The organism is Rhodococcus sp. DK176 (genome assembly GCF_038447315.2).
GTDB classification, from domain to species: domain Bacteria; phylum Actinomycetota; class Actinomycetes; order Mycobacteriales; family Mycobacteriaceae; genus Rhodococcus_F; species Rhodococcus_F jostii_A.
In genome coordinates, this window is the sequence record NZ_CP118321.2 from 2,468,936 (window position 1) to 2,480,582 (window position 11,647).

The following is an 11,647-nucleotide window of genomic DNA, read 5'->3' on the forward strand; positions in this document are numbered from 1 at the left end:
CCCCACAGCTCATGTGGTTAGGCTAACCTGACACGCTGAGTAGCTGAAAGCCCGAAAGCCCGAGCCCGAAAGCCGAAAGCATCAGGAGTGCCTGTTAGATGTCCCTTTCGATTTCGTCGCCGTCCACCCTGCAGACCGGGGAGGACACGGCCGATGTCTGTTTGACCGCCGCCCAGCGCGAGCTGTGGTCCGGGCACCAGCTCGACCCGACCCGGTCGGCCTTCACCACAGCCGAATACGTGGAGGTCGCCGCCCCCGTCGACATCGACGCTCTCGCGGCGGCGGTACGCACGGTGATCGAGGAGGCCGAGATTCTCTCGGTCCGCTTCGAGGCCGAACCCGGTGCCGATTCGGCCGACGTCGTCCAGGTGCACGATCGTCGCCACGCCCCCGAACTCGAACGTCTCCAACTCGACCGGGCCGCCGCCCTGGAGTGGATGCGTGAGGACGTGCGCCGACCGCTCGACTTCGACTCCGCTCCCCTCGTCCGCACGGCACTGATCACGACCGAATCCGGTGTGCTCTGGTACCTCCGCGCCCCGCACGCGTTGCTCGACGCCTACGGGTATTCGCTGCTCACCCGCCGCGTCGCGGCGCTGTATGCGGCCCGGCTCGCGGGCACCGAACCCCGGCCGGCCAAGTTCCCGCCGTTGCGGACGCACGTCCAGGCCGCACGGGAATTCGATGCCGCGGCCCCGGACAGCGCGCCGCAGTCGGCTTCGCATCCGGTCGGATTCAGCGACACGGTGCGCCGGCCCGTCCCCGACCCCCGTCGGTACACGATCCCGATCGACCCCGACGTCGCGAGGAGCCTGCGCGAGGCGGCCACCGCGCAGGCGACCACGTGGGCGGAAGCGGTGTACGCGGCCGCTGCCACATACCTGGGCGCCCACACGGGAGCCGAGGAGGTGACGCTCCGGGTTCCGGTGCTCGCCCGCAACGGGATCGAGCTGGCGTCGCCCGTGACGGCCACGAACATTGTGCCGCTCCGCATTCCGCTCGACGCACGGTCGACGTTCGCCGACGTGATCGGCAGGGTGGCCGCCGCATTGTCCGAGACGCGTCCGTTCCAGCGCGTCCGGGAGGCAGGCAGACGCGCCACCGGCGGAGCGGTGGTGAACGTCAAACCGTTCGCCGGCAGAATCGCTTTCGGTCCCACCTTCGGCGCGGTGCATCAACTCGCGACCGGTCCGGTGGAGGACGTGGTCATCTCCGCCTCGGGCGCCGGCGACGAGCTCACGCTCGAATGGGCCGGAAATCCCGACGTCTACACGGACGACGAGATCCGGCACCACGCACACCGATTCGCGCACTACCTCCGAACCATCTCCGTGGCAGCAGAACCCGTCTCCGTGGTCGACGTCTGCGCTCCGGACGAACTGCACCTGTGGCGGTCCGCGGCCGGCCTCGACCGGACCACCGGCACGGCAGCGACCCTTCCGGACAACATCGTCTCCGCCTTCCTCGCCCAGGCGCGCACCCACCCGGACCGCGTCGCCGTGAACGATCTGTCCTACCGTGAACTCTCGACTCGCAGCGCCGCCCTGGCCCGGCAGCTGAGGTCGGCCGGCGCCGGCCGCGGCACGGTCGTGGCCGTCAGCCTCCCCCGCGGCACCGACCTGATCGTCGCCGTCCTCGCGATTCTCCGCAGCGGCGCCACGTACCTGCCGATCGATCCGTCGTCCCCGGCCGAACGCGCGCGGTTCATCCTGCGGGATGCGCAGCCGTCGCTGGGAATCGGATCCGCCGACCTGCTCGGCGACCTCCCGCGAGTCGAGGAGGACTCGGCACAGTCCGCGTCCGGCGAACTCGACAACGCCGTGCAGGCGGACGACATCGCGTACGTCATCTACACGTCCGGATCCACCGGTGTCCCCAAGGGCATTCCGATTCCGCACCGTAACGTGATGCGGTTGTTCGACGTGTCCCGCGAATGGTTCACGTTCACCGAGGACGACTGCTGGCCCCTGCTGCACTCGTACGCGTTCGACTTCTCCGTCTGGGAGATCTGGGGTGCGCTGCTGCACGGCGGCCGCCTCGTCACGGTCGACGAGGCCACCCTGACGTCACCGGCCGACCTCGCCGGGCTCCTCGTCGACGAGGGTGTCACGGTGCTGAACCAGACGCCTTCTGCGTTCGGGCATCTCGTCGACGCTCTCGTCCGCGCGGACTCGTTCGACCGGCTGCGACTGCGGTACGTCGTGTTCGGCGGTGAGGCTCTCGATCCCGCCGTCCTGCGCGCCTGGTTCGCCGCGACCGGTTCGGATGAGGGAACCGAACTGGTCAACATGTACGGGATCACCGAGACCACCGTGCACGTCACCGCCACGAAAGTCACCGCAGCCGACGTGGTGGACATCGGGGTTCCGCTCGGCGACCTCCGCACGTACGTCCTCGGGCCGGGGCTGCGTCCGGTGCCGCCCGGCGTGACCGGCGAGATCTACGTGTCCGGCCCCGGACTGTCCCCGGGCTACCTCGGGCGTCCCGACCTGACGTCGGGACGGTTCGTCGCCGACCCGTTCGCCCCCGGCGGCACGCGCATGTACCGCACCGGCGACCTCGCACGGTACGACGCGACCGGCACGCTCCACTACCACGGCCGGATCGACGACCAGATCCAATTGCGCGGTTACCGTGTCGAACTCGGCGAGATCGGTGCCGCGATGACCGCGGTGCCCGACGTGCAGGCGGCGGTGGCCACGGCGCACGAGCAGGCCGGCGGCGACCAGCGGATCGTCGGGTACGTCGTTCCCCGTCCGGGCGGCGAGCACGACGCCGTCGAGGAGCAGGTGCGGGCGCACCTGGTCCGCTCCCTTCCCGGGTACATGACGCCGTCCGCACTGGTGATGCTCGACCGATTGCCGTTGACCCACAACGGCAAGGTCGACAAGGACGCGCTGCCCGCCCCCCGTTGGCTCGGACAGGCCGGCGACACACCGCGGACCGACACCGAAGCCCGGATCCTCCCGCTGTTCACCTCGGTGCTCGGCGCCGAGCAGGTCGGTGTCCACGACGACTTCTTCGCACTCGGCGGGAACTCCCTCCTCGCCGCCGCTCTCGTGTCCGCGATCACCGCGGAACTGGCCGTGCCACTGCGGGTTGCCACGGTCTTCGAGAATCCCACCGTGGCCGCCGTGGCCGCGCAACTGGAGGACGCCGGCGAGCGGGTAGCGGCGAGCAGGCCGTCCCCGCGGGACCTCCCCGAGGGCACGCCGGTGCCGCTGTCACCCGCGCAGGAACGTCTGTGGTTCCTCGACAGCGCCGCCGGCGGCGGAACGTACCTGCTGGCACTGGCCGTCGACTTCGGGGAAGGCCTCGAACCCGACGTCCTGTCCGCGGCGCTCGGGGACGTCGTGACCCGGCATCAGTCGTTGCGGACGGTGTTCCCCCTCGTCGACTCGGTACCCCACCAGGTCGTGCTTCCCGCCGGAGATGCGAAGGTTCGGCTCGAACGTGTCGACAACGTCGGCAACATCGAGGGGCACATCGCGGCGATGACGACGGTGGGTCTCGGGCTCACCGACCAGCCGCCGCTGCGCGCGGTGCTGTACGAACCGCAGCACACGCTGGTCCTGTTGCTGCACCACATCATCGGCGACGAGTGGTCGCAGTCGAGACTGCTGGACGATCTCGCCTTCGCGTACAACGCCCGCCGCGCCGGACGGGCACCGGAGTTCACGCCGCTGCCGTTGCAGTACCCGGACGTCGCCGTGTGGCAACGCGAACGCATCGGCGCCGGCGACGACGCGACCCCGTTGCTGACCGGCCAACTCGACTACTGGCGTGAGCAACTCGCCGGTCTGCCGCTCGAACTGGGCTGGCGCACCGACCGACCCCGACCGGCCCTGCCCACCAACCGTGGCGCAAGCGTTCACCGCACGCTGTCGCCATCGCTGCACGCGGCCGTCGAGTCACTCGCCGCCGAGCAGCGTGCGAGCTTCTTCATGATCGTGCACGCCGCCGTGGCCGTGCTGCTCGAAAGGCTGGGCGCCGGCGAGGACATCGCCCTCGGCGTGCCCGTCGCCGGTCGCAGTCACCCCGACCTCGACGCCATGGTGGGCTGCTTCATCAACACGGTGGTCCTGCGGACCGACGTCTCGGGTGACCCGACGTTCGACGACCTGCTGGATCGGGTCAGGGCCGTCGACCTCGACGCCGTCGACCACGCCGACGTGCCCTTCAACCGTATCGTCGAACTCGTCAATCCCCCACGGTCGTCGGCCCGCCACCCGCTGTTCCAGGTGATGTTGTCGCACTGGAAGCAGGACGGTGCGGCGGCGCGATTCGACGGGACGACCGCCGCGGTGCGGATGCTCGACGCGACGTCCGCGAAATTCGATCTGGCGCTGCGCTTCCAGGAACGCCCGGACAGCGGCGGGGTCGACGTGACGTTCGAGTACTCCACCGAACTCTTCGATGCCGCGACCGTCGAATCCTTCGCGGACCGCCTCGCCGTGGTGATCGAGAGGCTCGTCGCGAACCACGAGCAGCGGATCGCCCGGGTCGACATCCTGACCCCGCAGGAGCGGGGCCGAGTGCTCGGCGAATGGTCCCATGCGGAGCACTCCGTTCCGGCCCGCACCTTCGACGAGTACTTCTCGGCGCAGGTGGCGGAGACACCCGACGCCGAGGCTCTCGCCGTCGGCGCGAGCGTGCGGCCCGCGGTCTCCCTCACGTACCGGCAGCTCGACGAGCGGGCGAACCGGATTGCCCACCTGCTGATCTCGCGTGGCGCGGGCCCCGGTGACGTGGTCGCGCTCGCACTCGACCGGTCCGCCGAGCTGATCATCAGCGTTCTCGCCGTGTTGAAAAGCGGTGCCGCGTACCTTCCCGTCGATCCCACGTACCCGGCCGACCGGATCGCGCACATGCTCGCCGACGGCGCACCGGTCGCGATCCTCACGTCTTCCGTCGGTGTGCCCGACCGCACCCCGCTGGGCACCGACGTGCCCATTCTCGACCTGGACGATCCGGGCCTGCAGTCCCTGCTCGACACCCAGCCGGTCACGGCCCCCACCGACGCGGACCGGAGCAGGCCGCTGAAACTCGACGACGCCGCGTATCTCATCTACACGTCCGGATCGACGGGGGTGCCGAAGGGCGTCGTCGTCCCCCACCGGGGCATCGCGGACCTGCTGTCGCTGCAGTCGGACGTGATCGGCATGGACCACACCACTCGGGCGCTCCACTTCTCGTCCATCAGCTTCGACCTCGCGTTCTGGCAGATCATGTGGGGTGTGCTCTCGGGCGGAACACTGGTGGTCGCGACGGACGCCGACCGCATCCCGGGTGAGCCGCTCGCCCGGGTCATCAACGAACACGACGTGAACTTCGTCGGCGTGCCACCGTCTTTCGCCGCCGCGTTCCCGCCGGAGCATCCCATTCCGGACGGCGTCGACCTGATGCTCGGCGCCGAGAAGCTCACACCCCAGCTGATCGAGCGGTACGCCCCCGGCCGCCGGCTGTTCAACGCGTACGGTCCCACCGAGTGCACGGTCAACGCCACGCTTGCCCTCGTGGAACCGGGGCACGAAGGTCCGGTCCCCATCGGCGTCGTCGATCCGGGCAAGCACGCCTACGTCCTGGACCACGCGCTGCGGCCGGTGCCTCCGGGTGTGTCCGGCGAGCTGTATCTCGCGGGCGACAGCGTCACCCGGGGATACCGCAACCAGAGTCCCAAGACGGCGGAACGTTTCATCGCCGACCCGTTCGCGGTGCCGGGCAGTCGCATGTACCGGACGTCGGATGTGGTGTGGTGGGGCCGGGACGGTCAGATCTATTTCACCGGCCGCGCCGACTCGCAGGTCAAGGTGCGCGGATTCCGCATCGAACTCAACGAGATCGAGGCGGTGCTGTCCGGTGACCCGGACGTCGAGCACATCGTCGTCGTGGTCCGCGAGGACCGCCCGGGCGATCAGCGACTGGTCGCGTACGCGACGTCGGTGCCGGGCGGCCGGATCGACCCCGACCAGTTGCACCGTCGTGCCGCCAGCAGGCTGCCGGACTACATGATTCCGGCCGCGTTCATCGCCGTCGACGAGTTCCCCACCCTCCCCAACGGCAAGCTCGACCAGTCGTCGCTTCCCGTTCCGCACCTGTCACTGCAGGTGTCCGAGCGGGGGCCGCGCACCGCGCGCGAAGAGGTGCTGTGCCAGTTGTTCGCCGAGGCTCTCGGTATCGAGCGGGTCGGCATCGACGACAGCTTCTTCGACCTCGGTGGTCACTCGCTGATGGCCGCCGGATTGATGAGCGCGATCTCGAAGCGGCTGTCCGTGACCGCGACCGTGGCCTCGCTCTTCGCGGCGCCGACCGTGGCCCAGCTGGCAGGCCGTCTCGACGACGATCACGACGCCGACGCGCTGGCCGTCCTGCTGCCGTTCCGCACCGAGGGGTCCAAGCCACCGGTGTTCTGCTTCCACCCCGCAGGCGGAATCAGCTGGGGCTACTCGGGGTTGCTGCGGCACATCGACGACGACTACCCGCTGTACGGCGTGCAGGCCTCCAACCTGTCGACGTCCGAGCGGCCGCCGGAAACGCTCGAGGACATGGCGGCCGAGTACATCGAGCACATGCGGACCGTGCAGCCCGAGGGCCCCTACCACCTCCTCGGATGGTCGCTGGGCGGCGTCGTCGCGCACGCCATCGCCGGTGCGCTGCAGAACCAGGGTGAGGAACTCGGCATGCTCGTCATGCTCGACTCCTTCCCGTCGGACGCGTGGGCCTCGATGCCGACGGAACAGGACGCGCTCGCCGCGCTGCTCTACATGGTCGGCTACGACCCCGAGCCGCTGCTCGCCTCCGACACCGAGCCGCACCGCGGCGGCGGCCTGGACCGGCAGCAGGTGATCGACATCCTGCGCGGCGAAGGCAGTGCGCTCGCCGGGATCAACGAGCACACCCCGGCCGCGATGATCGACAACTTCGCGAACGCCGTGCGCCTCGAATCCGAACCCTCACAGATCGTCGTGGACTCCGACATGCTCTTCTTCACTGCGGCCAGGAATCCCGCGACCGCGGCGACGTACGACCTGTGGCGGCCCTACCTGACCGGCACCATCGTCAACCACGACCTCGACTGCGAGCACAAGGACATGACCCAGCCCCGTTGGATCGGCGAAGTCGGCTCCGTCGTGAACGAGGCCCTCGCCTCGTTCGGCTCGCGCATGAACCCCATCAACACAGAACAGGGAGATCGATGAAAACGTCCGGAAGATACTGGCGTAGAGCCGGAATCGTGATGATTGCGGCAACCGCGCTGTTCGCGGGTGCCTGCAGCGAGTCGAATTCCGACTCGACCGACGCGGCGGGATCCGCCACCGGACAGGCCGACGCGTCGGCCTTCCCCGTGTCGATTCCGTCGGCGCTCGGTACCGCCGAGATCACGGAGGCACCGGAACGCGTCGTCACGATCGGCTGGGGCAGCGAGGACGCGGCACTGTCGCTCGGCGTCGTGCCCGTCGCCGTGCAGAACATGAAGTCGGACACGGGAACCGACGACGGCCTGCTGCCGTGGTCGCGGGCGAAGCTCGAAGAGCTCGACCCGAACGCGGAACCCACGTTGCTGACGGCGTCGAGCAAGGAGATGCCGTACGAGCAGATCGCGGCACTCGACCCCGACGTCATCCTGGCTGTCCACTCGGGCGTGAACCAGGAGCAGTACGACAAGCTCTCGGCCATCGCCCCCACCGTGGCGTACCCGGAGCGTCGCTGGGCCACCAGCTGGGAAGACCAGATCACCACCGTCGGCAAGGCCCTCGGCCGGTCCGCACAGGCCGAGACACTGGTGACCCAGACGCAGGACACCCTCGCGCAGGCGAAGTCGCAGCACCCCGAGTTCGCCGGGAAGACGGTGGCATTCGGTAGCGGCACCGAGCCGGGATCGTACAACTTCTACTTCGACACCGATCCTCGCCTGAAGATGCTGGCCAGCCTCGGTTTCACGGTCGACCCGCTCGCCCAGCAGTTGCGCGAGAGCAGTGACCAGACCAAGTTCGCGGCTCCCGTCAGCCTGGAACTGCTGCCGACGTACAACCCGGACGTGCTGCTCGCGTGGTACCTGTCGCCCGAGCTGCAGAACGAGGTCCAGTCGAACCCGCTGTTCGCCGGGATGAAGGCCGTGCGCGACAACGCCTACGTGGGTCTGACCGATCCGCCGCTGGTGTTCGCGTCGAGCTCGCCGAACGTGCTCAGCGTGCCGTGGCTGCTGGACAAGCTGCTCCCGCAGCTGTCGCAGGCCGCGAACAACGCTCAGGCCAGCTAGTTCCCACCTGAGCGCGTCACTGTGCCGCTGCCGAGAGGTCGTCCTCCTCGGCAGCGGCACTGCTGTAGGTGCGCAACCCCTTCAAGGTCAGCGCGAGAACCGCAAGCACCACGATGCCGCCCGCCCCGTAGAGGAGGAACGCCTCACGCGGACCCACCGCGGCTCCGACGGCGCCGGCGACGAGCGCTCCGGCGGCCGAGCCCGTGGAGATCTGGGCGCCCCACACACCGGCGACGCGTCCGCGGTATTCCTCGGGCGTCTCGGTCTGGATGACGGCGTACCGGAGGATGTCACCGAGGACGCGGCCGAATCCGTGTGCGGCGAGCCCGAGGAACGTGACCGCGATCATCGGGACGGCGCCGACGCCGATCAGCCCGGCCGACGCGATCATGGCCGCGAGGAACACGATCAGGCCACCGCGACGAGCAGTTCCCGTCCAGCCGCTCGTGAGTGATCCGGTGAGGGCGCCGACGGCGGGGGCGCTGTAGAGCAGTCCGGTCGCCGCCGGTCCGGCATGGAGGACCTGGCTCGCGTAGGCGGGCAGCAGCACGTTCCAGCCGGTCAGCATCATGGCGCAGAACCCGACCAGCAGCGTCCCGCCGACGACGGAGTCCTTGGCGGCATAGGTGAAGCCGCTGGCGATCGACCGCAGCGGACTCTCGGTGTTCTTGACCGGCGGCGGCAGCGAGGGCAGCCGGGCGATGCAGTACGCGGTGATTCCCGAGGACACCGCGGCCAGAACGTAGTTGGTGCCCACGGATGTCGCCGCGATGATCACACCGCCGATGGCAGGCGACGCGACCGTGCCGAGGTCGGCCATCACGGTCATCAGGGCACCGGCGGCGGCCATCTTGTCCTTGGGGAGCAGCGACGGGATCACCGCCATCAGCGCGGTCGCGGAGATGCCGCCGGCGAGGCCCTCGATCACGCCACAGAGGTAGATGATCCACAACTGGGGTGTGGGCAGGAACGCGTTGACCGCGAGGATCGCGAAGGCCAGACCCGCTGCGGCACGGGCGAGGGAGATGACCGGCCTGCGGTCGTACCGGTCGGCGATCACGCCGCCGAACAGGGTGCCGATGAACACCGAGGAGCCCACGACGATGCTCGCCGCGCCCACTGCCAGTGTGGAATTCGTCATGTCGTACACCTGCAGCGGCACTGCCACCAGCAGCAGACCCAGACCGAAGATGGAGATCGTGCGGGCAATGAAGATGTATCGGAACTCGCGACTCGTCCGTAGAGGCGTCAAGTCGATTGCGTATCGCGATAATCCGGCCATTGTCATCCATTCACATTCGGTTGCAACAGCTCTCCGTTTCGCCGTTCGCGTGGAGAGCAACTATGCTTAGGCTTCACTAACCCAGCAACCTACCCCATGTCGTCGAATCGGCTCAACGGGCCGTGGTTCGACCGCCGCACCGGAGGATGACAGTGAGTTCCGCTTCCAGCACAGTTCCGACCCGCGACCGAATCCGCGCCGACGTAGCCGACGTGCTCGACGTCCCGGTCGCCGAGATCGACGATTCCGCGAACCTGCTCGACGAGGGAATGGACTCCGTGCGCGTGATGGCGCTGGTCGAACGATGGCGGGCGGACGGTGTGCAGGTGGATCTCGTGGACCTCGTCGGCGAGCCGACACTCGACGCCTGGTTCGAGGTGACGGCAGCACGCTGAGCGGTCCCACCGCCTACTCTTGATCCCGCTGGTCGATCCCAGGGTCGGCCCGGACACGGGAGGATGCGAGGGGACATGGCTCACGAAACCAGCGGTACAGGCAGGATGAGCGTGCTCCGGACACCCCGGTTCTGGATCGCTCCCCTGCTCCTCGTCTCCGTCGTCATGTCCCTGCTGGCCGCGCTGTACATGGGTGGAATGCTCAACCCCACCAAGCACCTCAACCACTTCCCCATCGCGCTCGTCAATCAGGACGAGGGCGACACCACACCCAATTCCAACCCGCCGCAGCAGCAGAATTTCGGCGACCAGATCGCCGCCGGGCTCGTCGAGGGTGTCGATCCGGACAAGGTCGAACTTCGGCAGATCGGGATCGCGCAGGCCCAGTCCGCGCTGGACAACGGGGAAATCTACGGCGCGATCGTCATACCGAGCGACTTCACGAAGCGCACGTTCATCCTCGCCCAGGCCGGCGTGATTCCCGGCGACGTCGAGCGTCCGGTGATCACGATCTACACGAACCCCCGCGCAGGCACGATCAGTGCGAACCTCGTCCAGAACATCGGTGAGATGGCGTTGGACAAGGCCAATCAGACGATGGGCCAGCAGCTCACCACCCAGGTGACGCAGCAACTCCAGGCGACAGCCCCCGACCTCCAGCTGTCGGGGGCCAGCCGGCTCGTGCTCGACGACCCCATCGACGTGCGGGTCGTGGCCCACAACCCGCTGCCCGACGGCACCGGTTTCGGCTTGGCGGCGTTCTACTACGCGCTCCTGATCGTCCTGGCCGGTTTCACCGGTGCGACCATCGCGAGCACCCTCATCGACGGCATGCTCGGATTCACTCCGACCGAGGTCGGGCCGCTGTACCTCCACAACGAGGCGGTCCCGATCTCACGGTTCAACACCCTGCTGATCAAGTGGGCGGTGATGGTTGTGCTGGCGATGATCGTGTCAGGTCTGTACCTCTGGATCAGCTCCGCCCTCGGCCTGCCGATCACCGACCCGCTCGCCCTGTGGGAGTACGGCGCCTTCGCGATCGCCGCGGTCGGGATCACGGCGATGTCCGTGATGGCCGCGTTCGGCAACCTGGGCCTGCTCATCAACCTGCTGGTGTTCGTCGTCCTGGCGCTGCCCTCGTCGGGCGGCACGATCCCGCTCGAGGCGGCGCCGCGCCTGTACACCTGGCTCGGTGAGTTCGAACCGATGCACCAGATCTACATCGGGGTGCGCGCGATCATGTTCTTCGGCGCAGCGGGCGACGCAGGGCTCATCCACGCGGTGTGGATGACCCTCGCCGGCCTTCTCATCGGCCTCGTCTTCGGCGCCGTCATCACCCGGTTCTACGACCGCAAGGGTTTGCATCGCCGCCACAAGGCGCAGACCGAACCCGAACCGGTGGACGCGGCCGGGGCGTGAGTCACGCGGGCGTCGACGACCAGGCCGTGCCGAACTGTTCGTACCAGGGATGCGGGGCGGGCACCGCCGCCAGGATCCGTTCGACGAACCGATCGGGGTCGCCGAGTTCCGCGAGTCCGACTCCGCGGCGCTCGTAGTCGGCGAACTTGTCGTGCAGTCCGGCGATCACCTTGTCGGTCACCGTCTGCTCGAACTCTTCGATGGTTGCCATCGGATGCCCCTCCTTCCGGCGAGAAGCGTCTGCGTTCAGTGTAGTGCCGACCTGCGGGTTCACCCCCACCCGACGGCGGA

Annotated in this window: 6 protein-coding genes; 4 read left to right on the top strand and 2 right to left on the bottom strand. The window is 68.5% G+C overall.

All coding sequences use genetic code 11. From position 1 onward, the window contains the following. Positions 1-98: 98 nt before the first annotated feature. Positions 99-7,199 (top strand): amino acid adenylation domain-containing protein, encoded by a 7,101-nt coding sequence (locus PSR88_RS11715; protein WP_016882648.1) that lies wholly within the window; start codon positions 99-101, stop codon positions 7,197-7,199. Next, the gene (locus tag PSR88_RS11720) at positions 7,196-8,260 is read left to right on the top strand and encodes an ABC transporter substrate-binding protein (protein ID WP_016882647.1); all 1,065 of its coding nucleotides are present in this window, start codon (positions 7,196-7,198) and stop codon (positions 8,258-8,260) included. Before PSR88_RS11715 ends, PSR88_RS11720 begins: the two co-directional genes overlap by 4 nt. 16 nt (positions 8,261-8,276) lie before the next feature. Here PSR88_RS11720 and entS read toward each other — a convergent pair whose 3' ends face one another. Further along, positions 8,277-9,542 carry an enterobactin transporter EntS gene (gene entS, locus PSR88_RS11725; protein ID WP_009474989.1) on the bottom strand — a complete coding sequence of 422 codons (1,266 nt, stop codon included), beginning with the start codon at positions 9,540-9,542 and terminating at the stop codon, positions 8,277-8,279. Positions 9,543-9,688: 146 nt separating this feature from the next. Here entS and PSR88_RS11730 point away from each other — a divergent pair, with 146 nt between their 5' ends. Together PSR88_RS11730 and PSR88_RS11735 are read left to right on the top strand one after the other, a co-directional pair. Then, a complete protein-coding gene (locus PSR88_RS11730) occupies positions 9,689-9,937 on the top strand; it encodes a phosphopantetheine-binding protein (RefSeq protein ID WP_020476804.1) in 249 nt (82 codons plus the stop codon). Between the two features lie 75 nt (positions 9,938-10,012). Continuing rightward, positions 10,013-11,356: a YhgE/Pip domain-containing protein gene (locus PSR88_RS11735; RefSeq protein ID WP_011595095.1), complete on the top strand. Its 1,344-nt coding sequence runs from the start codon at positions 10,013-10,015 to the stop codon at positions 11,354-11,356. 1 nt (position 11,357) lies between these two features. Here the strand turns inward: PSR88_RS11735 and PSR88_RS11740 are convergent, their stop codons facing one another. Next, positions 11,358-11,567, bottom strand: a complete 210-nt coding sequence (locus PSR88_RS11740) for a hypothetical protein (RefSeq protein ID WP_011595096.1) — start codon at positions 11,565-11,567, stop codon at positions 11,358-11,360. Positions 11,568-11,647 lie beyond the last annotated feature (80 nt).

What these genes read in the sequence shown, in the direction of transcription:
- PSR88_RS11740 (WP_011595096.1), bottom strand. Translation starts at nt 11,567, where the DNA reads ATGGCAACCATCGAAGAGTTCGAGCAGACGGTGACCGACAAGGTGATC.
- entS (WP_009474989.1), bottom strand. Translation starts at nt 9,542, where the DNA reads ATGGCCGGATTATCGCGATACGCAATCGACTTGACGCCTCTACGGACG.
- PSR88_RS11735 (WP_011595095.1), top strand. Translation starts at nt 10,013, where the DNA reads ATGGCTCACGAAACCAGCGGTACAGGCAGGATGAGCGTGCTCCGGACA.
- PSR88_RS11715 (WP_016882648.1), top strand. Translation starts at nt 99, where the DNA reads ATGTCCCTTTCGATTTCGTCGCCGTCCACCCTGCAGACCGGGGAGGAC.
- PSR88_RS11720 (WP_016882647.1), top strand. Translation starts at nt 7,196, where the DNA reads ATGAAAACGTCCGGAAGATACTGGCGTAGAGCCGGAATCGTGATGATT.
- PSR88_RS11730 (WP_020476804.1), top strand. Translation starts at nt 9,689, where the DNA reads ATGACAGTGAGTTCCGCTTCCAGCACAGTTCCGACCCGCGACCGAATC.